The 22466-nt window shown below is 43.1% G+C and carries 18 protein-coding genes, 1 other RNA gene and 1 pseudogene; 11 read left to right on the forward strand and 9 right to left on the reverse strand.

The genetic code is table 11. The features are described from left to right. The first annotated feature begins 126 nt into the window (after window positions 1-126). The 3 genes from rnr to ssrA all read left to right on the forward strand — a co-directional run bounded on the left by rnr (window position 127) and on the right by ssrA (window position 3620). Window positions 127-2547, forward strand: coding sequence for a ribonuclease R (gene rnr / locus JOD01_RS18585; RefSeq protein WP_204519821.1), 2421 nt, complete (start codon window positions 127-129; stop codon window positions 2545-2547). Window positions 2548-2612: 65 nt separating this feature from the next. Continuing rightward, window positions 2613-3086, forward strand: a complete 474-nt coding sequence (gene smpB / locus JOD01_RS18590) for an SsrA-binding protein SmpB (RefSeq protein WP_204519831.1) — start codon at window positions 2613-2615, stop codon at window positions 3084-3086. Window positions 3087-3264: 178 nt separating this feature from the next. Further along, window positions 3265-3620: a transfer-messenger RNA gene (gene ssrA / locus JOD01_RS18595) on the forward strand. Between the two features lie 277 nt (window positions 3621-3897). Here the strand turns inward: ssrA and JOD01_RS18600 are convergent. From JOD01_RS18600 to JOD01_RS18610, 3 genes are all read right to left on the reverse strand, one after another. Continuing rightward, a complete protein-coding gene (locus tag JOD01_RS18600) occupies window positions 3898-5508 on the reverse strand; it encodes a recombinase family protein (protein ID WP_204519833.1) in 1611 nt (536 codons plus the stop codon). A 102-nt stretch (window positions 5509-5610) separates the two neighbouring features. Next, on the reverse strand, window positions 5611-6462 hold the full coding sequence (locus JOD01_RS18605; RefSeq protein WP_204519835.1) for a recombinase family protein: 852 nt from the start codon (window positions 6460-6462) through the stop codon (window positions 5611-5613). Window positions 6463-6620: 158 nt separating this feature from the next. Beyond that, the gene (locus JOD01_RS18610) at window positions 6621-7337 is read right to left on the reverse strand and encodes a helix-turn-helix domain-containing protein (protein WP_204519837.1); all 717 of its coding nucleotides are present in this window, start codon (window positions 7335-7337) and stop codon (window positions 6621-6623) included. A gap of 312 nt (window positions 7338-7649) precedes the next feature. Between JOD01_RS18610 and ltrA the strand changes: the two genes are divergently transcribed. Beyond that, complete coding sequence (ltrA, locus tag JOD01_RS18615) at window positions 7650-8927, forward strand: group II intron reverse transcriptase/maturase (RefSeq protein ID WP_204519839.1); 1278 nt, start codon at window positions 7650-7652, stop codon at window positions 8925-8927. Window positions 8928-9098: 171 nt separating this feature from the next. Here the strand turns inward: ltrA and JOD01_RS18620 are convergent, their stop codons facing one another. The 6 genes from JOD01_RS18620 to JOD01_RS18645 all read right to left on the reverse strand — a co-directional run bounded on the left by JOD01_RS18620 (window position 9099) and on the right by JOD01_RS18645 (window position 12413). Continuing rightward, window positions 9099-9695: a JAB domain-containing protein gene (locus JOD01_RS18620; RefSeq protein WP_204519841.1), complete on the reverse strand. Its 597-nt coding sequence runs from the start codon at window positions 9693-9695 to the stop codon at window positions 9099-9101. Between the two features lie 22 nt (window positions 9696-9717). After that, window positions 9718-10335, reverse strand: a complete 618-nt coding sequence (locus JOD01_RS18625; RefSeq protein ID WP_204519842.1) for a JAB domain-containing protein — start codon at window positions 10333-10335, stop codon at window positions 9718-9720. 113 nt (window positions 10336-10448) lie between these two features. Beyond that, window positions 10449-10625, reverse strand: a complete 177-nt coding sequence (locus JOD01_RS18630; RefSeq protein WP_239565581.1) for a hypothetical protein — start codon at window positions 10623-10625, stop codon at window positions 10449-10451. Between the two features lie 255 nt (window positions 10626-10880). Beyond that, entirely contained in the window at window positions 10881-11123 is a 243-nt protein-coding gene (locus JOD01_RS18635) for a hypothetical protein (protein WP_204519846.1), read from the reverse strand. Window positions 11124-11259: 136 nt separating this feature from the next. Next, complete coding sequence (locus tag JOD01_RS18640) at window positions 11260-11754, reverse strand: antirestriction protein ArdA (protein WP_204519848.1); 495 nt, start codon at window positions 11752-11754, stop codon at window positions 11260-11262. A 305-nt stretch (window positions 11755-12059) separates the two neighbouring features. Further along, entirely contained in the window at window positions 12060-12413 is a 354-nt protein-coding gene (locus JOD01_RS18645) for a helix-turn-helix domain-containing protein (protein WP_024985163.1), read from the reverse strand. A gap of 237 nt (window positions 12414-12650) precedes the next feature. On the opposite strand from JOD01_RS18645, the gene JOD01_RS18650 reads away from it, so the two are divergent. From JOD01_RS18650 to JOD01_RS18680, 7 genes and pseudogenes are all read left to right on the forward strand, one after another. Beyond that, window positions 12651-14648 (forward strand): tetratricopeptide repeat protein, encoded by a 1998-nt coding sequence (locus tag JOD01_RS18650; protein WP_239565584.1) that lies wholly within the window; start codon window positions 12651-12653, stop codon window positions 14646-14648. 587 nt (window positions 14649-15235) lie between these two features. Beyond that, window positions 15236-15850 (forward strand): DUF2777 family protein, encoded by a 615-nt coding sequence (locus JOD01_RS18655; RefSeq protein ID WP_024985445.1) that lies wholly within the window; start codon window positions 15236-15238, stop codon window positions 15848-15850. Next, entirely contained in the window at window positions 15843-16274 is a 432-nt protein-coding gene (locus JOD01_RS18660) for a group I intron-associated PD-(D/E)XK endonuclease (protein WP_197029812.1), read from the forward strand. The genes JOD01_RS18655 and JOD01_RS18660 overlap by 8 nt, the downstream gene beginning before the upstream one ends. 40 nt (window positions 16275-16314) lie before the next feature. Next, window positions 16315-17301: a restriction endonuclease gene (locus tag JOD01_RS18665; protein WP_007779570.1), complete on the forward strand. Its 987-nt coding sequence runs from the start codon at window positions 16315-16317 to the stop codon at window positions 17299-17301. 282 nt (window positions 17302-17583) lie between these two features. Next, complete coding sequence (locus JOD01_RS18670; RefSeq protein WP_204519852.1) at window positions 17584-20460, forward strand: SNF2-related protein; 2877 nt, start codon at window positions 17584-17586, stop codon at window positions 20458-20460. 15 nt (window positions 20461-20475) lie between these two features. Then, the gene (locus tag JOD01_RS18675) at window positions 20476-22104 is read left to right on the forward strand and encodes a site-specific DNA-methyltransferase (RefSeq protein ID WP_204519854.1); all 1629 of its coding nucleotides are present in this window, start codon (window positions 20476-20478) and stop codon (window positions 22102-22104) included. Continuing rightward, a pseudogene (locus tag JOD01_RS18680) lies at window positions 22104-22370 on the forward strand (DEAD/DEAH box helicase family protein); the annotation flags it as partial. The gene JOD01_RS18675 and the pseudogene JOD01_RS18680, both read left to right, overlap by 1 nt. Window positions 22371-22466 lie beyond the last annotated feature (96 nt).

Below are 22466 nucleotides of genomic sequence, written 5' to 3' on the forward strand. Positions count from 1 at the left end.
AGCAAGTACCACTTGCTGCCTTTTCGCTATTCTGATTGCGTTTCGCCGAGAACGTCCATAATAGATAAAAAACCAGGGAGTCATCAACAGATTATATCGTTATCCTGGAGAGAAGGAGCAAATTAAATGAAAGAACAAGATATTCTTTCCTTCATGCGCGAGCAAGCGTACCATCCGATGACCGTCACGGAGCTGGAGCAAGCCTTTGGCATAACCGATGCGGAAGAGTTCAAAAATCTGGTCAAAACGTTAAATGTCCTGGAAGACCGTGGGGAGATCATCCGCACGCGGGCCAACCGTTACGGTGTGCCGGAAAAGATGAACCTCGTGCGCGGACGTTTGCAGTCCCATGCCAAAGGCTTCGGGTTCGTTATTCCTGAGGCTGAGGGTGAGCCGGATATTTATATCCATGCCAATGATATGAACGGTGCGATGCACAACGACATCGTCCTGGCCCGCATTGAAAAACAGTCGACTGGGGCCAGAATGGAAGGCCGAATTATTCGCATCGTGGAACGCGGTTTGACAGAAATCGTCGGTACATTTCAGGATGAAAGCCTGTATGCGTTTGTCATTCCTGACGACAAACGGATCGGCAAAGATATTTTTATTCCGAAAACGGCATATAACGGCGCCGTTGACGGGCACAAGGTAGTGGTCAAAATTGTCCGCTATCCGGAAGGGCGCGCCAATCCGGAAGGGGAAGTCGCGGAAATTCTCGGCCACAAAAACGATCCGGGCGTCGATATTTTGTCGATCATCCGCAAGTTTGGGCTGCCGGAAGCTTTTCCGGAGGAAGTTTTGCGGGAAGCGGAAAGCGCGCCGGACGAAATTTCCCCGGAAGAAATCAAAGGCCGGCGTGATCTGCGCGACCGAATGATGGTCACGATCGACGGCGCTGACGCGAAAGATCTGGACGATGCCGTATCCCTCGAAAAACTGCCCAATGGCAATTATCGGCTCGGTGTCCATATCGCCGATGTCAGCTACTACGTCAAAGAAAACTCGCCGCTCGATCAGGAAGCGTATCGCCGGGGGACCAGCGTCTATCTGGTCGACCGCGTAATCCCGATGCTGCCGCACCGTTTGTCGAACGGGATTTGCAGCTTGAACCCAAAAGTGGACCGTCTGACCATTACCTGCGATATGGAGATGGATGGCAGCGCCAAACTGGTCGGCTACGATATTTATCTCAGTGTGATCCGCACCAACGAACGGATGACGTATGCCGATGTGCGCAGCATTTTGGAAGACAAGGACCCGGAACTGATCGAGAAATACAAAGAGCTCGTCCCGATGTTTCAAATGATGGAGGAGCTTTGCCGCAAGCTGCGGCAAAAACGGATGAGCCGGGGCGCGATCGACTTCGATTTCCGCGAAGCGAAAATTTACGTCAACGAAGAGGGAACGCCGACAGACATCGGTTTCCGCGATCGGTCGATTGCCGAGCAGATCATTGAAGAATTTATGCTGGCGGCAAATGAAACGGTTGCTGAACATTTCCATTGGATGAAACAGCCGTTTATTTACCGGGTGCATGAAGATCCCAAACCGGAAAAACTGCAAGCGTTCTTGGAGTTTATCACCAACTTTGGCTATGCTGTGCGCGGCAAAGGCAATACGGTTCACCCGCGGGCGCTGCAACAAATTTTGGAAGAAGTCAAAGGCACGCCGGAAGAAGTGATTATCAGTACAGTCATGCTCCGGTCGATGAAGCAGGCGCGGTATGATGCGGAAAGCCTCGGACACTTTGGGTTGGCCACCGATTTTTACACACATTTTACTTCACCGATTCGTCGTTATCCCGACCTGATCGTCCACCGCTTAATTCGCGAATGGGTTGAGCGCGGGGAAATGACTGGGGAGAGAATGAGCTATTGGAGCGAAAAACTCCCGGAAATCGCCGACCATTCGTCACAGCGTGAGCGCTTGGCAGTGGAAGCGGAGCGGGAGACAGACGATCTGAAAAAAGCGGAGTTCATGCTGGAGCGGATTGGCGAAGAATTTGAAGGGGTTATTTCCGGCGTCACTTCGTTCGGGATTTTTGTGGAATTGCCCAATACGATCGAAGGGCTGGTTCACGTCAGCTACTTGACCGACGATTATTACCATTACCATGAAAAAATGTATGCGCTGGTCGGCGAACGCACAGGCAAACAGTTCCGCATCGGCGATGTTGTTCAAGTGCGGGTAGCCAACGTCAATGTCGATGAACGAGCGATTGACTTTGAAATCGTCGGCATGAAAAAGACCAATCATTTCCGGCCACGCGAGCGGGGCGGCAAAGTGATCGATGCGCGCGGCGGACAGCGCGGACAGCGCAAAGGCAACAAACTGAAGTCGGAGCGCAAAAAAGAAGTCCATCCGGCGGTTGCGCGCAAACAACGGAAAAACCGTCAGTTGGCTGCGGCTGAATTCGCGGCAATGCCGCTGGCCGATCCGACCGTTTCCGAAGCGGAACCGAAAGCATTCTGGGAGGACTTTATCAAGTCGAAGAAAAAACGCCGGAAAAACGTGGTTGGGCAAGCGAAACGCAAGCGAAAATAACTTGTCACCGCTGCTGTTTTTTGTTAGACTAATCTCTACCAAATCAGCAATCGAGGTGATCGACCATGTCCGTGAACAAGACCGGTACCAAAACGCTGGCGCAAAATCGCAAAGCGCGTCATGATTACCATATCGAAGACGTCTATGAAGCGGGTATCGCCTTGACGGGAACGGAGATCAAATCGTTGCGCGCCGGGCGGGTTCAGTTGAAGGACAGCTTCGCCCGAATCGAAAACGGTGAAGTGATGCTGCACAATGTGCACATCAGCCCGTATGAACAGGGCAACCGGTACAATCATGAACCGGAGCGGACCCGCAAACTGCTGCTGAGACGGCTGGAGATTTTGAAACTGATCGGCTTAACCCGGGAAAAAGGGTATTCGCTCGTGCCGCTGAGCATTTATTTGAAAGGCGGCTGGGCCAAGGTGGAGCTCGCCTTGGCTCGCGGGAAGAAAAACTACGACAAACGGGAAGATTTGAAGAAAAAAGATGCCGCCCGCGATATTCAACGCGCTTTGCGGGAACGGCAAAAAGCATAGTTGGTCACCGCTGCCACGCTTGCCAGCAAACGCACATTGTAGGCGTGGCAGCAATATGATATAGTTAGGAAGCAGTCAACGATGAAGAGACAGTCCAGGTGCAGCTTTCTTGTATTGCAAAGTCATCTGGGTTTTTCGTGCTCTTTACTTCCTTGAATGCCTGATCGTCTTTTATCATGGGGGCGTTTTGGATTCGACGGGGATGGTAGAGCATAAGAAGCGAGCCGGGGGGTTGCGGACCTCGTCATCAACGCAAACGCCATTAACTGGCAACAAACAACTTTCTCTCGCTGCCTAATAACCAGTGAGGCTCTACCACTGTATCGGCCCGTGTGCCGTGGCTAGGGCTCAACTTTAACGGGCTACGCCGGAGGCTTCCGCCTGGAGCCAATGGAAGAAGAGCAATCAGGCTAGGTTTTCAGCTGGCGTGTCGTTTCGCAGGTTGATCACCGAAATTTTATAAAGCGACTGCGCTCGGAGATGCTTATGTATCGCTGTTTTCGGACGGGGGTTCGAATCCCCCCGCCTCCACCATACATATCAGTGATGTCACCTATTAAGGTGACTTTTTTGCGTTTATGGGGAAGGTTCGCTATATATTGCGGTTAGAAAGCCCGTTATATCAAGCTTTTAAGGTGATCACTCAATGTATAGCGGGAGAAATCTGATGTTATTCGAGTCGGTAGGCGCTTCGTAATGAGAATTTTTAGCAGTTTTAAGTTGAGCAAATGAAGAGGAACGACGAAAATATAGAGGTTGCACAGGGGGGCTCTTAGCGAGACACACCCTGTGCAAAGATGACTTGTGGTCGTTATTTATGGACTGTAAAATCTGCAACCAATGTCTTTTCGTACAAAGTGATATCACCTGTCTTGAATTGTAAGATCATATGCATGACCTTCGTCTCTCTCTGAATCACCACTCTCGACAAATATTTGCTTGCCACTTGGTAAATCATCTGAGGACTGGAATCTTCATTATCAAGTAGGCTGATCAGCGTCTTCATGTCGTATTTAACAGAATCGATGTAGTAGTCAGGTATGGTGACCGAGTTGATGGTAGCCGAGAGGGTGGAGTACTCCGTATCTTTTTCAAGAAGCTCCTGCCGCATTTCGTTTAACATGTCGAGGTAATAAGGCTTAGCTTTACCTGATGCTATATCTTTCTCGATGACTTCGATCCGCTTTTTCAGGAACGTAATTTCCGTTTCTAAATCCGATAACTGCATGTAGACATGCTTATTTTGTTCTGCGTGATAACGATGGATCTCTTCTTCAAAGTGATTATCCAGTGAGAGGCGGAGTAAAGCATTTCTGAGCTTCATAGATACGATCTCTTCCACACGCTCTTTTCTCCATCCAACGTAACTGCAATACTCCTTCCCGTGACGTTGGTAACCTCCGCAAATGTAGTATTTTTGGCCGCCATTCTTTTTGTGCGTAGACGATGAGTTGCCGACCATTTTGTTACCGCATCTGTCGCAGTACATAATGCCACGCAACCAGAAAGGGGAGTGCGGCTTTATCTGAAATGGGTTGTGGGCCTGTCCGCCGCCATTGTGGCGTTTCTTGGCTAGTTCTTGGCATCTGTCGAACAGTTCTTTGCTGATAATCGACGGATGGGCATTCTCCGTGATGATCCATTCGGAGCGATCTTTCCACTTTTTGCCCTTTGTCTGGTAGTCCTGCTTGTTCCATACTCTGCGTCCAATGTAGGATTCATTGAAGATGATTGCGCGGATCGTGCTTGCAGACCATTTGCCACCTTTCAGCGTAGGTACGCCTTTCTGATTAAGCAGGGTAGCGATTGCTTTGTACCCTAGGCCTTCCTGAGCGTACTGGTTGAAAATCCATTTTACGGTATCCACTTCCTCTCGGGGGCCTAAAACCCATACTGATTTCGTTTTGTTGGCTCCAAGGGCGATGTGCTCAGTACGATAGCCATATGGGGCATTGCCACCATTGCTATAGCCTTGCTTGGCGTTCTGGGACATGCCTTTTTTCACTTCAGCGGCGAGATTGACGTTGTAGAACTCTGAAATGACCTCAAGCATGCCTTCGAGCAACATTCCGTGTGGTGTCTCAGGATCGGTCTGTTCTGTTGCAGAGATGACCTTTACGCCGTGCTTTTGCAGTAATGCCTTGTAGATAATGTGATCTTCACGTTTCCGTGAGAAGCGATCGAACTTGTGGACGACGATGGCATCGAAATGACGATTAGGACGCTTAGCCATCGCGATCATCTTCTGGAACTCAGGGCGCTCATCTGACTTCGCTGATTTTCCTTTTTCAAGATATTCGCCGACGACCATCCATCCTTTCTCTTGGCAGAACTTGTGGATCGCCTTAAGTTGGGCTGGGATGGACAATTCTTTTTCTGCTTGATGATCGGATGATACGCGAGCGTAGATGACAACTTTCATTTGGAAACATCTCCTTTGCGATATGGTGAAAGGCTTGAAAATACAAAAAGGCAGGTATGCCCGATGTGAGCGATACCTGCCTTTTGAAAGCGGATGATCAAGCTATTTACTTTTCTTGCGCCGTTGCAATTCTGTATGCGCGGCGTCCCATTGTTGTTGGCTGACGATGGGAGGATGACTGTTGGTTGTGATGATCCATTCATCTTCATCCTTGAACTGCGACATGCCTTTGGTACGCTTGTTCCAGATGCGATGTCCTAGATACACCTGATTGTCGAGGATGGAGAGGACAGTCGATGGACTCCAGCGACGATCAACAGCATGTGCCAGATTGTATTCATTCAGTATGCGTGCTATCTTTTTGCCGCCCATTCCTTCTGCCGCCAACTTGAAGATGAGTTGTACGGCTTCCACTTCATGTTGTTCGCCAGGGACTAGCGTAACATGTCCATCGACGACGATGGCGCGATATCCGTATGGAATGCGTCCTCCGCAGTGAAATCCACGCGATGCGTTTTCTTTCATTCCCTTCAACGTCTCGTTCTTCAGATTCAGGTTGTAGAATTCAGAGATGACCTCCAGCATACCTTCCAGCAATACGCCGTGTGGGGTGTCTGGTTCGGTTTGTTCAGTCACGGAGTACACAAAAATACCCTGCTTCTTGAGCAGGGCTTTGTAGATGATATGATCTTCACGACTACGACTAAAGCGGTCGAACTTGTGGACGAGGATGGCTTGGAAGTTTTTCTGTGGTTGCTTTGCTTTGGTGATCATACGTTGGAAAGCGGGTCGATCTGCGGTCTTTGCAGATTTGCTTTCATCGACGAACTCTTCGACGATGATCCATCCTTTCTGATCTGCATATCGTTGGATGGCTTCGCGTTGTGCGGGGATGGATAGCTCGCGTTCAGATTGCTGTTTGGATGATACGCGCAGATAGGTGACGACGTTCATTGTGAATGCTCCTTTCGGTTAGTCGTAGGCATTTGATTCCGTATCGATACTCAGTGTTCTAAAAACCACCTCCTTTTCCGTTGCATAGAAACAAAAAGACCCGATCTGTGGTGAGATCAGGTCTAACAAAAAGGATGTAAAAGCCTTGAGGAATTATCTTAATCGTCTTGGTGACTTTTCTTATTTAATCTTCTTCCATGTTCAAGAAATGTGTTCTCTAATCGGTTGAATACTGATTGGTTACCTCTGGGGAATCCGTCAGGGTACTCAAAGATAGAATTGTAGAGATGCATAGCGGTATTGAAGGGCAAACCATTCTCCTTCTTGTTCAGATATTGTGGGTGGAGATCGGATGATATAGCATCTAAAATCTGAATCTCATTTAGGATTCGTGCCAATGAGCTGATAAGCGAAGTTTTGTCATGAAAGTGTCTAGTCTCCTTACTAAGTACTATTCGCATTTCGTCATTATCGAAAATTTGAGAGACAGTAAATTTAATCTTAAACCGCTCTTCGCTAGACCTTTGCTTATCTTCAGTTGGAGTAAAGTGATTAGGTTCATCGTCGTCAAAGCCTATAGTGAAACTCTTAAAGTGTTCAGGTAGATAGAATTCATCTGAAAACACTTCTATCGGAACATTAAAGTCTTTGGCTATCTTGTAGATGACTTTGAATGATGGATTTTCCGTTTCTCCTCGTTCTATTTTCGTGAGAGATTGTGGTGTAATACCGATTCTTTTAGAAAGCGATTGTGTTGTGAAGTCCTTTTTATTATATAAAGAGCCCATTTTCTCTCTAAGAAATCGGATGCGAGCTCCTATGCCCATTGAGGCTAATTCTAAGTACTCTGTTTCTGAAAGATTTCTTTTTGGCATAATCAAACCTCCGAATAAGGTTATTGACACGTGACTAATCCTAGTCTAATATAAACCACAGACGTTGTTAACAACTATTTTACAAATCTCAACCTCCACGAGTTGCTACTGCAGGGCGGCACGGCGAAGGAAGAGGTTACAAGGACAGCCCTCACAACCGGAGTGATAGGCGACGAAATGAGAATCCTCTAACTAGGTGGACAGATGGGCACTGGCATAGGCTGAAGGGATCCCGTACGACCTGCCAACTGTACAGTATAGAGGCAACAAATTGAATATACCAAAGCTTCACTTTAGGAGATGGATGAATCAGTGATTGTGGATACCACTAGGAACACTGACTGGAATGTACTCCAGAACAAACTCCATCAAGCGGCATCAACAAACAAGAAGAGGCGATTCCACTCACTTATCGATAAGGTGTACGATCTAAGCAATCTCACTAGGGCGTGGAAACATGTCTCGAGCGATCGTCACTCAAAGAGTAAGGACTACAGGGAAATCAAACGCATCAAGGACAAAGGACTGGAGCAATTCCTCTTCAAGATTCAAGAGGAACTAAAGAATGGATGCTACTCCCCGGCTCCGGTCAGACGGATATATATTCCGAAAGACAATGGTGACCTACGCCCGCTGGGTATACCGACTATCAAAGACAGAGTGGTACAGACAGCGGTGAAGCTCATCATCGAACCTATCTTTGAGGCCGACTTTCTTGACTTCTCCTATGGGTTTAGGCCCGACCGCTCGGCCCACGACGCTCTTAGAGAAATAAGCAAAATTGTCAACCAGCGAAATCATCATGTCGTCGAAGTGGACATCAAATCGTACTTCGATAACATCCCACATGATCTACTCGTGAAACTGATGAGGAAACGCATCGCCGACGAGAGAATCATTTTACTCGTCGAAGGGTGGCTCAAGGCTGGTGTCGTCGAGAAAGGGAAAATCTCATATGCCGACGCCGGAACGCCGCAGGGCGGAGCAATCTCGCCACTGCTCGCGAATATTTACCTCAACGAACTAGATCAATGGTGGCGGCGCGAACATCTCAGAAAAGGCAAAATGATTAGGTATGCAGACGACTTCATTGTTATAACCGATACAGCACAAAATGCCCGCGAAATCCACGATCTAATTGTTCGTAAGCTGGCGGCCCTCAAATTGAAGTGTAGCGCCGACAAAACAAGGGTGGTAAATCTCAACCTGAGGGATGGCTCTTTCGATTTCCTCGGATTCACACACTTTTGCAGGCCGAATAAACAGGGAAAACTCGTCTGCATTAGAGTGCCAAGGAGAAAGAAAATCGACTGTCTCCTTTCGGAAGTCTCGTCGATCGCGGGGGGCGCGGGCCCAGACACAACAAGCACTGCGGACGCAAAGCAATACCTGGATAAATGCCAAGCGGTCGTCTCCCAGTGGTGGAACTACTTCAAGATATCCACCGGTGCCAGTAAGAACCCGACGATCATAAGAACCCAACATGACCTCATAAGAATCATCGGAGCCGGACTAGTAGAGAGATTCGGGTTCGACGAGGCAACTGCTGTGTCAGCGATCCATGGCCACGGTAGAATAGAACTTAAGTGATGCCGCAAGAAGGGAGTACTGGAAGTCACGTATCTCTAAGTAGCCCAACCAGTTACTCTGCGCAGATTGAAATACATGGAGTGGAGAAGAGGACTGCAGACTCTTCTCTTTTCCATGTCTAGGAATAGTATCAGTAAACAAGGGCTGACACTTATGCCTTACCTATTGAGCCTATATCCAACCACGTTCCTTGAAACTGAGAAAGTCTGAATCTGTCTGATTTATGACATCGAGAATAGGAATCCCGCACACTTCAGCGGCCTCTGCAATTGCCTTAGCCATTGTGATTTGTTCGGGAGTTGGATGAATGTCGCCCGCCTTTTGCATCTTCACCAGTATCCCCGAAGCGGCGTTCCGCAATATGAGTTGCCGGAAAATAAATCGTTGGCAGGCAGGGATATCGTTCATCACTTTTGACTCAATCTGAGTCCAGCCAGTAATATGGTTTTTAGTGTTTAAGCTCAACAATACTGTTTGGCAATCGCCGCACATCTTAATCTTCTCCTTGCAATACTGGTAGGCATCTCTTGGCATGCGAATGACGAATGTATCCTGCCAGCCGGGATTAGAAAGTAAATGTGCAAGTTGCAGGGTTGCATGAAGCTGTTTTGCTTCCGTAAATGAGCCGACTATTTGAGATAAATCATCTAGAGATAGTCTTTTTAGTTGATTCGGGTGATCAATGTGATGTAACAATGCTTCAATCGTCAACAAGTCGCTCTCCCGTAAAATGTGGGGGTTTACTGCATTTTTGATGCGTTTCGTCATGCCTTCCGCCTCCTGACCAGATTTACATTAATCCCTGCTCGGCTAAAGAGCAGTACGAATTCATGCCGCAAACAATCGAATCGAGAACTACTACTCCCACGATTTCTCCTACTTTCTTGAGAGTATGGCTTAAAGTTGTATCTTCCCGTGATGGGCTCGGGTCTCCAGATGGATGGTTATGGACGAAAATTGCTTTCTCTACTTGTGCATGCTTTAACAATGGAAGGAAGGTCTGCCTCGGGGTCACTATTGCGGCATCAAGGCTTCCTACACTGACTACCTTCCAGAACAAAATCCGATTCCGCTTGTCTAATCCGACAACAACAAAGTGTTCTTGGGGCAAATAAATCATCTCAGCCTTGAGGAAGTCGTAAATATCCTTTGCTGAACGAACTACCTGCGGACGCGATATTTCGGTGCATAGAGTTCGAGCACTGGCTAAAGCGGCCATGATTTTCCTTGCCTTTACGACACCTATCCGAGGGAGTGATCTCAATTCCTCTTCTGTGGCATTAATCAAATCCTGAAGCGTTGGAAAGGTGGTCAGCAAAGTACGAATGGTGTGGCTGTCTGGCTTCTCCCGTAAAATTTGTGCAAAGATATCGGCCAGAGCAGGCTTGCTGTCATATCTATCAATCATCGTCAATTACCTCCGTAAAATGAAAATAAGGAGGGCGGCATACCCTCCTTGTGTTGGTGAAGTGAAATCCAGTACAATACAATCAGCATTCGCTTTGGTGTGATCCTCTTGGATCACGCCTCTTTTTGTTTTTCTAACTGTTCCAATTGCATCTCGACCAGCACCAGCTTGACGAGAGTACGGGCATAAAGACGCCCCCAAGTGGGACGCATCTGCTTGATACCCCGTAAATGCTTCAATGCCGCCAGCAACCACTTTCTCTTCTCATACAAATCAACAAGCTTCCCCATCATCCTCACCTCCTTTCGGGCATAAAAAATGGCCCTTCTGCATCATTCTGCAAAAGAGCCTATGATCTGATTTTCTTCCTTTTCTTCAAATACCGCTGTAATTGCTTGGGATAGTTCTCCTGAAAGTACTGAATGACGTACTCTCTAGCAATCTTCCGCTCAAGCCTCCAGAAGCCAGTTGCGTAAGCGTGCAAGACACGCCCAGCCATGTGTATATCGCCGTTTAATGACAAACGATTCATAAGCCTCACCAACTCATCTGACAAGCTCTCTTTGCTCTGTTGCATAAGCCACAACTCCTTTCTTGCTTATTTCTCGTTCAACCGACCACAGAACGTCAATCATATCAATCTGGATTTTCAGAGACTTGATGCGTCTGTGTATCTGCTCAAGATTACGAGCATTGATTGGATGATTGGTGTCACAGTTGCGTAGCATCTTCTCCTGAATGAGCAGATCGGCAAGTTTCAACTCCAGATTTATTAGCAAATTTCTCATAAATGATTTCACCTCCATCCTTTGCTGGGATACTATCTTTTGCAAAAATAAGGCAACACAAATAACCCGCTTTGACGCAAGCAGGCACGATATATCAGATTTAATTGGAAAAGAGTAAAGCTTCTTCTTCAGGAGATTATGAGTGAGGACGAATTGCAATCCTTAGTTCATGGTGCATAAACCATCCGTCCATCTTCAAATCTCTCGCAATATGTTCATAATCGATGTAGCTGGCTAGGGATGGGGGAATCGGGCCAAAGTAACCTTCATCTACCATATTCGCCGCGACATCGCATAAACTGTTCACGTCGAAATAAACGCTGAAGTCGCCGTTTTCCAACTGCCTCACAACCTCATCCACGTTGTCCAGACATTCAGAAAGCGCAACGACAACCCTGCTGTCATATTTGGACAACACAGCGGCAATATTATTGATTTGGTATACGTTATCATACTCGCCAATGCAAAAAGGTGCTTCGTAATCGTGGATCGCGTATTCTTCATCCACTCCCAAAATGCATCGTAGCTGTTCCGCCAGTTTTTCGGGACTCATCGTCAATGTCAGCCATTCACCAACCAGTTTCCCTTCGTTGTACTTTGCTAGATTGGCCACATAGAGCTTTACGTTCATACATGTTTCCTCCATTTTGCATGATTTTGTTTTCCACGATAACCATGACAACTTACAATCTGTTTTTTGTTCAGCAGATAAAATGAACCACCTCCTTTCAGTGTTGCGAGCTCCTCACCTTCCCTGTACGCTGTCATGCTCACCAGAAGCCCAAACAAAAAAGGACTGCAATCTACTGTTGAGCAGTAGATCACAGTCCATATGAAACCGGGTGGGGCATGAAACGGCATGTCCCCCCCCTTGTATTCTGTGTTGTGGAACCGGGGGGAATTTGTGTGATTTTTTGCATTGAATAGGCTCTTTTATTAATCGTTATCCACAGTTTTTACAAACTCTTGAGCCACATTCCTAATAAATCTTACTTCATCGATGCGTCTTTCTTGTAACAAAGCTCGAAGGGACTCTATGATCATCCTCTTCTCTATCAAGTCATTTTCAATGTCTGTACTGTTAAAGTTGAAAAGTTCAATGGGAGCAATCTCTAGCGAGGTAATAATTTTTTCCAATGTCTCCAATGAAATGTTTCGTTCGCCTCGTTCAACGTCGCTAATATAACTTAATTGGAGGTTGGATTTTTCCGCCAGTGTCTGTTGTGTTAATCCTTTTGCTTTTCTTATATATCGAATTTGCTCGCCAACCAGTTTAAGAAAATCGGACATCTTAATCACCTCTCTGCTTATAGAGTAGAGAATGGTGATTGTCATATCTTTACCATTAAATTAGACGTTATAGTTTGAAAATAAACTTATAAGTAAATATAATGAATGTTGTACCATGTTTTACCATGATTCAACACAATTTTTATCCAGGACGACAATAACTGCATTATTTGCATTTCCTTTTTGATTGTGGTAATCGCTATATGCTATCGAGGGGGATCTAATATCTTGAGTGATATGTTGTTTGAGGGCGTACAGTTTGATGAAGTTGATAGCTTTTGCAAAAAGAATTTCTCTGATGATTTTAGAGAGCGGATTCGCATGATAATCGCGGCACAAATCCATCACGAAAAGTCGTTTGAAGTGCAAGGAGAGCATTACTACATGACACGAATAAAACTTTACAACTTCATCAACCGCGGGTTAGAACAAGGCGAGCAAATGACGGAAGAGTTGTTTGTTTTTTTCAATACACAAGAGGACAGAAGAAGGGAAATCCGCAAAAACTACGAGCAGTACAAGGGATATGGTAGAGCTTTTTTGCGTGAAGCTGGCAACTGGTTAAACTACAATTTGCGGCTTGGCAAAGGTGTCTTTGAGATGGGAGTGTATGAAGACGCGGTATGGTTATTGTATCGAATTAATAGCAAAGATATTTCTACTCTAATTGGAGCATCATATTCATCAGATAGGGATAATATTCCGCAAAAAGAACTACGGAAAGCTGTTACTACCACTGAAGCACTAAAAGAAACGGAGGGAACAGAAGAGGACCTCGAACAAGGAATCCTCAACAATCTGAAGAAGATGGATGAAATCCGCAACATCAAAGATCTCAGCATTTCGCGACGATTAAAGATGATTCAGGCTCTGCAAGAAGAAAATGATGGAAAACGGGATGCCATAAATAAACTGCGCAAATTATCCGTTATACGACCTGAGGACTTAGGCAATTATTTCGCTGTTGATCTTATGAAGAAAGCAGAAATACAAAAGAACGAGACAAAACAGAAGATGGAATCAATTACTCTTCCTAATCTGCAAAAAATGAATGAGATAAGAAAGAGCAAAATGCCCCAAAGCAAAAATGTCGAAACGAAAAACAAATTAGCAGATGAGAATACATGTACTCGCGAATTCTTTGAATCTCCTTTATCCTTGATGGATGCGAAGACAAATAAACAAAACGATCAAAAATCTGACTCCATTAGAAAAGCGGCTTTTATTCCTGAAGAATCAAAAGGAGAAGTAAAGAATGAACTATCGCCTGAAGAAATCGGGAAAATGATGATTGCAATTCGTACCGACAAAACCCTTTCTCATTCGGAGAAGTTAGAGAAATTACGAAAGTTGGCTGATCAGAGTATGGCTTATATCTTTGACAAAGATAGTAACACCACAATAAATGCATACAATGGCGATAAAGTTGCTCAATACAATCTCGGAGTATCGTATGAGCAGGGAATTGATGTTGAAAATGATATTAATCAAGCAAAGTATTGGTATACGAAATCTGCCAATCAAGGATATGCACCTGCTCAAATTGCGTTGGCGGATATTTATTATTTTAATGAAAAAAAATATCAAGATGCTCTCTACTGGTATTCAAAGCAAACAGAAGATGAATATGCACTTGAAAAATGCGCTGTTATCTATTTAAAGGGTTTAATCGGAACAGTACAAATAGATAAGGCAAACGAATATTTCATAAAGTCAGCGGATTACGGTAACTGTAACGCTCAATATTGGTTAAGCATTAATTACTTAGAAGGAAAAAATGGATTGCCCCAAAACATTGATCTTGCCTACAAGTATGCGTTAATGGCATACCAAAAGGGTAATGTTAAGGCTACCTACATATTAGGACAGCTTCACAATATGAATAAATTCGCTGATACGAATGCCTCATTTAAATATTTTAAAGAGGGGGCTGAAAAAGGGGTGGTATTATGTCAGGTCGAGCTAGCATGGTACTACCTCAGAGGATATGGCACTACTCGCGATTGGCAGAAAAGTGAGTATTGGTACAGAATAGCCGCAGATAATGGAAACGATTATGCTAAACACGTTATTAATGAAATGGAGAAGTATAAGGACTCAGGTTGTCAAGAATGTGGTTGTCCATGGATCATTTCAGTTGAAAGCGAAGTATATGATTATGAAGATGGTAATTTCATTAGATTTGAAACCCAACAATACTGTCAAGCATGTGATCAACGATATTTTACTACTTGAATAAATACGAGGGGAATTAGAAATCCAAAAAGTATTTAGAGCAAGGTTACATTTACAAAATTGACGGGGTAAATATAAGTGAAATGATTAGAAATGAATAAATCACTATTAGAAGTGGTACTAATCCAGAAAGTTGACTTTTTCATAAACTTAAGCCCAATACGATGTGCAAAAATAATTGGCGCTGAACTTTAAGCGAGAAACTGGGCGATACTTGAGATAAAGGGATGTGTAACTGTCGTATCGCCGGAGGCGGCCCAAGTAATGCTAATACAGACCGATCAAACCCCTGAATCTGTTCTTCAATTACTACGATAAGTAAATCGAGGAGGTGGAAATAGAAGTCATTCCGAAATACAGTAGCATATTTGATAGATCTGATAGGTATGGGTTCATATAACCATGCCTTTTGTGTTTTGTGAATGTGAAGAACAGACCCTCATATGTCTAAAGAAATTATACCAAGGTAAAATCAGAAATCATTTACATGCTTATCAGATTATCAGTAAAATTGTAGCAATAGTCCTACTTCCAAATAAATCATTGGAAGTTTGGAGATTGGTGCTTTATTGTTGGAGGTAACATTCATGAGTGATTACTATGCAGTATTCGGCAAAGAAAAAGGGACGCTAGTCGAACAAAAAGGCAAGCGCTACTTCCATGGCAAGACTTTAGGGTATATAGAAATAAAGTGTGATGATATGGTGGATTTTTCTCGTGATGGAGAATGGGTTCCACATCAATATAATGGAGACAGCTTTGTTAAAGATCAGTCTGTAATCCAATTTTCAATAGGGGATGAAGTTAGATATCACAGATCAATCGACCCATTTCTGAAGGAACGGCTGGATCAGATACTGCATCCTGAATCATTCCGAAAGTTAATAAGCAAGTTATACTCCATCCAACAACTCACTTTATTTGATTGTATTCTGTTTAGACATTCAGGTGATTGGTTTGAAGAAGGCAATCATTTTTTCTTTTTTGAAAATAGCGATGCCTATTGTTCAGTCCATCATTATTATAAGCGCATAGAGAATGAGGATATCCCGGGTGGCTATAGCTATGTTTTCGATCAATTTGAGTTTATTACAATGGATGGACAGCGATTTACAGAGACTTATGAAAAAAAGAACGAATCAAATGATGATGAAACGGTTAGAGAGATGAAGAATGAGGCATGGGGTGGTGCAGATGAATGATGTGACTCAACAATATTTAGCTGATGCAAGAGAAGTTGTCATTGCTGGAAAATTACTTCTTCAAGGATATACTGTTAGCCGTCCGCTTTCCGGAGCATGCCGGTACGATCTTATTGCTGAGAAGGATGGACGATTTATTAAAATACAAGTTAAGAGCTTGAAACGCGATTCTGCCTACAAAAACTCACCACTTCCATATCCCGTATATGTTCTTGAAGCTTACTCATTGAATCCTGTGAATGGTCAAAAGAAAGGGTATACTCGCATGGAAGTGGATGTAATCGTCGGATACAACCATGAGGAGGATTGTTTTGCCGCTGTCCCATTGGATGACTTCAAGGGAAAGTTAAGCGCGGTTGTTCATGCAAAAGAAGGAACTCGCTCTCAATATTTTAATTCGTGGCAGGCTCTGTCGGAAGTGTGATCTTAATAATAGCTTTAATACTTTTGGGAGGGATTCACTGATGGTTAAGTGGTGGATGGTACGAGCTGGAGATAGTAATGAATTAATACCTGAATGGTTAGATAAAGAAGTCGTATCTATCGGATGGAGCAAACTGGGGAACCCCTTAACATATCAAACCAGAGAGAAACTGGTGGAGAAGGCTCATACAGTATTCACGAATGAAAAGCCCGGAACCCGTATTCAATGGGCAAGTCAGGTTTGGAAGTTTAGCCGAGATATAAAGAAGGAAGATAAAATCATTACATACTCTAAGGAGTCACGTGAATATTTAGTTGGTACAGTAACCAATCCATTTTCTCATAATCCTGCTATTATTAGTGATTACTATCCAAATGTAATCGGGGTTCAATGGGATCAAAAGCGTATTTCACGCGATGATCTTTCACAAGGAGCCAAAAACACACTTGGAGGTATTTCAACAGTATTCCGCGTTGATAGTTGGGCCCAAGAGTTTGAAAGTTTAATGCAGGGGCAAGGATATACAACGACAACTACTACGCAAGATGATAATGATGACAGTGCAGATAATGAAGTGTTTATCCAACAAGCGATGACTATGCTTGAAGACGCAATTGACAAACTTGATGCCTGGCAGATGCAAGACTTGGTCGGTGGTCTATTAGAGGCAATGGGTTACCAGGTGCGGATTAGCCCTAAAGGCCCCGATGGCGGTGTCGATATTATTGCTCATCGTGATGCTTTCGGATTCGAAAAGCCTATTATTAAAGTACAAGTAAAGCATCGTAAATCTGCCGCAGGTAGCCCTGAAATTCAACAACTATTAGGAGCAAACCCAATTGGAGCAAGCAGTCTTTTTGTTTCTACTGGGGGCTTTACACCGTCAGCAAAATCCGTGGCTCAACAGAATGGAGTGAAAATGCTAGATCTAACTGAACTGGTTGAGTTAGTTAGTGAGTGGTATGAGAACATGGCAGTTGAAAGAAAGGCTCTATTACCACTTAGAAAGGTCTATGTTCCAATGTAGAATATTAAGCCGTTGGAGTAACGTAGAACAATATGTTTAGTGGAGCTAATATGATTAGCTGATTATTTTTTTTCAATATTAATTTATGGGGAAGATGTGCTTTCCTTCTCCTGGTTAAAGGAGAGGTGTAAATTACCTCTCCTTATTATGTTAAAGGTAACCTTTAGATGAGCTGTTAGTTGTATACTGGAATAAGTATGCTTCTTATACGAGCATAGGAATAACGGCTTTTTTGTCGAATATTGGAATCAAAAGCAAACTAACAAATGGGTGGTAATGAAGATGAGTACCTCCTTTCACAGTCAATATTTTGCTTATGAACTTACAAAACAGAGTTCTTCTAATTCCGTTGGGCGTTTAAGCCAATCGTTAATTAACGCCACTGTAGACCTTAATCCACATCAAGTGGAAGCCGCTCTTTTTGCGTTCCGTTCTCCATTAGAACGAGGAGCTATACTTGCGGATGAGGTAGGACTTGGGAAAACTATTGAGGCTGGTTTAGTTATTAGTCAGTTATGGGCAGAAAGAAAGAGAAACATCTTAATCATCGTTCCACCGCCCTTAAGAAAACAATGGAATCGTGAGTTGATTGAGAAGTTCTATATCCCATCCATCATTCTAGAAAATAAAAACTACAATGAATACGTAAACAACGGAAATGTTAATCCGTTCTTTCATAGAGATCACGTCGTTATCTGTTCATATCAATTCGCTAGGAACAAAGCAAACGATATTAAAAGAACACCATGGGATGTAATCATTATTGATGAAGCTCATAGGATGAGGAATGTATATAAAAAGTCTAATAAAATAGCAAGGATTTTAAGAGATGCAACAAAAGGTGCACCTAAAATTTTACTTACTGCTACGCCCCTCCAAAACTCTTTGATGGAGTTATATGGTTTGATTAGTTTTATCGATCCGCATCTTTTTGGGGATGAAACGACATTCCGAAAGCAATTTGGACATGGTACAAAAGAATTGTCTAAGCACGACTTTCTAGATTTGAAAAATAGAATAAAGCCTGTGTGTCATCGAACATTAAGACGACAGGTGACAGAGTACGTACCATATACCAAACGCATCCCAATCGTACAGGAGTTTTTCTCTAGTGCCCTCGAATGGGAGTTATATGAGAAAGTATCATCTTATCTTCAGCGAGATGATATCATGGCTTTACCTAAGAGTCAGCGGTCATTGATGACTCTAGTGGTGCGCAAGATACTTGCATCGTCCTCGTTTGCAGTCTCTGATACATTACTATCCCTGATCAAACGCCTTGAGAAACTGATAGACGATGGTTTTACAGAAGAGGATGTTACTTTAGACATTAGTGGAGATGTAGATGAGTTTGATGAGACTGTGGAAGAGTGGGAAGAAGATGAAGGTACAGATACCGATAATGATAGTGATCTAATTCAAGGAGTAAATTTACAAAGATTACTTCAAGAGAAGGAAGAGCTATTCTCATACTACCGACTGGCACAATCAATTACTGAAAATGAAAAAGGGAAAGCTCTGTTGATTGCGTTATCTAAGGGCTTTGAGAAGCTAAGCGAGCTTGGAGCTAATAAGAAGGCAGTTATTTTTACAGAGTCTCGCAGAACACAACAATACCTTAAAGAAATGCTTGAACAAAACGGTTACGCTGGACAAATTGTTATGTTTAATGGCACGAATAATAGCCCAGAAGTAACAGAGATTTATCATAATTGGCTCGAAAAACATAAAGATGATGATCAAATTACGGGGTCAAAAACAGCAGATACAAGAGCGGCACTCGTGGAGCATTTTCGTGAGAATGCTTCTATTATGATAGCCACTGAATCAGCGGCCGAAGGGATAAACCTTCAATTCTGTAGCCTTGTTGTTAACTATGATCTCCCTTGGAACCCACAACGCATTGAGCAAAGAATTGGAAGATGCCACAGGTATGGTCAAAAGCATGATGTAGTAGTAATCAACTTTCTGAATCGTAAAAATCAAGCTGACCAACGTGTATTTGAGTTGTTATCGCAGAAATTTTGTTTGTTTGAAGGTGTTTTTGGATCTTCGGATGAGGTTTTGGGTTCCCTTGAATCAGGCGTAGATTTTGAGAAGAGGATTCAACAAATCTACCAAACTTGTAGGTCTTCAGATGAAATTCAAGATGCCTTCAACCAATTGCAATCAGAGTTAGAAGAACAGATACAATGTAAAATGCAAGAAACAAGAAAGAGTCTCCTTGAGAACTTTGACGATGAAGTCAGAGAGAAGTTAAGGGTTCATTATGAGCAGACAAGCTTACAAATGAACAAGCTAGAAAGGTATCTCTGGGGACTTTCTGTATTCGAAGGGCAAAGCGAAGCGTTCTTTGACCCAGAGACACTAAGTTTTAATCTTGTCCAGAACAACGAAAGATATCAGATGATATCGCAGATCAAAAAGAAGAGTCAAGAAGATGGAGCACATCATTACCGTTTAGGACATCCCTTAGCTGAGAAGTGGATTGAGCGGGCAAAATCTCGTTCATTAACCACTAAGGAAGTTATTTTCCGATACTCTGACTACGAAGGCAGGGTGAGTATCTTATCATCTTTAATAGGAAAAGAAGGTTGGCTTTCGCTTGATCTACTACAAGTTGACACTATAGAGAAAGAAGAGTATCTTGTTTTCTCATGCATCGATCAAGAGGGTAATCAATTGGAGCAGGATATCTGTGAAAAGATGTTTATTCTGCCTGGCGATGAATGTAATGAGGTGGTATGTCCAGAAGAAACGTCCAAAACCTTAATTAACTTATTTGAGCATCAAAAATCAGCAATTTTGAACGAGATTAATGAGCGCGCAAACGAGTTCCTTGACAGTGAGTTAGAGAAACTGGATAAGTGGTCTCAGGACTTAAAGAATAAGCTTGAAGTTGAGTTAAAGGAGCTTGATCAGAGGATTACACAACTACAAAAAGAATCAAGGCTAACAAGAGTGTTATCTGAGAAGCTTGAGTTGAACAAGGAAGTCCGGGAACTTGAAAAGAAACGAAACGAGATGAGACGTAGTCTTTACGATGAGCAGGATGAGATCGATCGGCAGAAAGAACAACTTTTTGTTGAGGTAGAGAAGAAAATACAACAGGATGTAGAGCAAAGACACATTTTTACGATTCGATGGAGAATCGTATAAGGCAGAGGTGTAATTATGAGCGGAAAAACAAAATTAGAATTAACGTGGATAGGAAAATATGATGAACCCAAGTTGGAACCACGTATCTTGTTAGAAGATATGTCTCAATCCTATCATGCTGATAAGCGAGTAAGTAATGAAGATATATTTGATAATCGTTTAATTTTTGGTGATAACCTCCTTGCTTTGAAAGCTCTAGAACAAGATTATTCAGGGAAGATAAAGTGTGTATTTATTGATCCTCCTTACAATACTGGATCTGCATTTACTCATTATGAGGATGGTTTAGAGCATTCAGTCTGGTTATCAATGATGCGTGATAGGTTAAAGATAATCCATCGTTTACTTAAGGATGATGGGTCGTTGTGGATTGCTGTCGATGACAATGAAATGCATTATCTAAAAGTACTGTGTGACGAAATTTTTGGAAGAAGAAACTACCGGAACACGATTACCTGGCAACGTAAATATAGTGTAAGCAACAATTTTCGAGGCATAGCTTCCATATGTGATTATATTCTTGTTTATGCTAAGAGTGAAAAATTCACAAATAATTTGCTTCCTAGAACTGCGGAATCAATTGCTCGCTATGCCAATCCAGACAACGATCCAAGAGGGCCTTGGAAAGCGGTTGACTATTTAAATCAGGCTACACCTGATAAAAGACCAAATCTCTGCTATGACATCATTAATCCTCATACAGGTTTTGTTGCAAAAAACACAAAAAAGGCTTGGAAATATGATCTAAATACACATATGCGCCATGTTGAAGAAAATAGAATATGGTGGGGGAAAGACGGTACTAATACTGTGCCAGCCTTAAAATTATTTCTATCCGAAGTTCGTGACGGGATGACGCCACACAATTGGTGGCCACACGAAGAAGTTGGTCATACAGACGAGGCTAAAAAGGAGAGCATAGCCTTATTTGGAGCTAATAATGTATTTGATACTCCAAAACCAGAGCGATTAATTAAACGTATCCTTGAAATAGCTACAAATCCTGGTGACATAGTACTGGATTCATTCGCTGGCTCTGGAACAACTGGTGCTGTTGCTCATAAAATGGGACGCAAATGGATTATGGTTGAACTTGGTGAGCATTGTCTCACTCACATTGTTCCAAGAATGAAAAAAGTAATTGATGGATCAGATAATAATGGAATTAGTAAAGAGGTAGATTGGAAGGGCGGGGGAGGTTTTCGCTTTTATCGATTGGCTCCAAGTTTATTAGAGAAAGATAAGTTTGGGAACTGGATAATCAGTAATGAATACAATCCTGAAATGCTTGCAGAAGCTATGTGTAAACATAAGGGGTTCCGTTATGAACCTGATCATGCATTTTTTTGGAAGCAAGGAAAATCCAATGAAAACGATTTTATCTATACTACGACTCAACTGATTACTAATGAAATTGCTGATCAAATTCAGGAACAAATGGGCGAAGGGGAAACATTATTAATTTGTTGTAAGGCATATACTGTATCACAAGCAAACTATCCCAATATAACCTTCGAGAAAATACCACTTTCTATTCTTCACCGTTGTGAATATGGGCGGGACGATTACAGCTTAGAGATCGCAAAGATGCCAAAAGAAGAAATCCAAGTGCAATTGGACATCTTTGAGGGGGAAGATGAGTAATGAATCGTTTTGTTAAAAGTATTTCAGCAAGGCTAAGCCTTCGTACGCCACAAAGAGAGTCACTTGAGATTTTAGCTGAAACACTCGAAGTATTAAAAATTGAGAAACATTCTGTAGAATCCCTAAAATGTGAATTAGAAAAGGTTCAAAGCCTATATACGAGCGTTACTGATTTTGAAAGAGAATTTCCATCACTTTGTTTTGCTCTAGCGACAGGTGTTGGTAAGACTCGATTAATGGGTGCGTTCATTACGTATTTATTTTTAGAAGTCCGGTGAAAAAGTCCGCCTAAGCAGGCTTTTCCCACGGTGTTGCCGAATTATACGGTAACAATGAATTGAAAGAGTGATGGAATATGAAAG

Source organism: Brevibacillus fulvus (assembly GCF_016908525.1).
GTDB lineage: Bacteria > Bacillota > Bacilli > Brevibacillales > Brevibacillaceae > Brevibacillus_G > Brevibacillus_G fulvus.

Bases quoted from the DNA above. Each gene is read 5' to 3' on its own strand.
- JOD01_RS18625 (WP_204519842.1), bottom strand. From the start codon at position 10,335: ATGATTGATAGATATGACAGCAAGCCTGCTCTGGCCGATATCTTTGCA.
- JOD01_RS18670 (WP_204519852.1), top strand. From the start codon at position 17,584: ATGAGTACCTCCTTTCACAGTCAATATTTTGCTTATGAACTTACAAAA.
- JOD01_RS18675 (WP_204519854.1), top strand. From the start codon at position 20,476: ATGAGCGGAAAAACAAAATTAGAATTAACGTGGATAGGAAAATATGAT.
- JOD01_RS18640 (WP_204519848.1), bottom strand. From the start codon at position 11,754: ATGAACGTAAAGCTCTATGTGGCCAATCTAGCAAAGTACAACGAAGGG.
- JOD01_RS18605 (WP_204519835.1), bottom strand. From the start codon at position 6,462: ATGAACGTCGTCACCTATCTGCGCGTATCATCCAAACAGCAATCTGAA.
- JOD01_RS18660 (WP_197029812.1), top strand. From the start codon at position 15,843: ATGAATGATGTGACTCAACAATATTTAGCTGATGCAAGAGAAGTTGTC.
- JOD01_RS18620 (WP_204519841.1), bottom strand. From the start codon at position 9,695: ATGACGAAACGCATCAAAAATGCAGTAAACCCCCACATTTTACGGGAG.
- smpB (WP_204519831.1), top strand. From the start codon at position 2,613: ATGTCCGTGAACAAGACCGGTACCAAAACGCTGGCGCAAAATCGCAAA.
- JOD01_RS18650 (WP_239565584.1), top strand. From the start codon at position 12,651: ATGTTGTTTGAGGGCGTACAGTTTGATGAAGTTGATAGCTTTTGCAAA.
- JOD01_RS18645 (WP_024985163.1), bottom strand. From the start codon at position 12,413: ATGTCCGATTTTCTTAAACTGGTTGGCGAGCAAATTCGATATATAAGA.
- JOD01_RS18635 (WP_204519846.1), bottom strand. From the start codon at position 11,123: ATGAGAAATTTGCTAATAAATCTGGAGTTGAAACTTGCCGATCTGCTC.
- JOD01_RS18610 (WP_204519837.1), bottom strand. From the start codon at position 7,337: ATGCCAAAAAGAAATCTTTCAGAAACAGAGTACTTAGAATTAGCCTCA.
- JOD01_RS18630 (WP_239565581.1), bottom strand. From the start codon at position 10,625: ATGGGGAAGCTTGTTGATTTGTATGAGAAGAGAAAGTGGTTGCTGGCG.
- JOD01_RS18600 (WP_204519833.1), bottom strand. From the start codon at position 5,508: ATGAAAGTTGTCATCTACGCTCGCGTATCATCCGATCATCAAGCAGAA.
- JOD01_RS18655 (WP_024985445.1), top strand. From the start codon at position 15,236: ATGAGTGATTACTATGCAGTATTCGGCAAAGAAAAAGGGACGCTAGTC.
- rnr (WP_204519821.1), top strand. From the start codon at position 127: ATGAAAGAACAAGATATTCTTTCCTTCATGCGCGAGCAAGCGTACCAT.
- JOD01_RS18665 (WP_007779570.1), top strand. From the start codon at position 16,315: ATGGTTAAGTGGTGGATGGTACGAGCTGGAGATAGTAATGAATTAATA.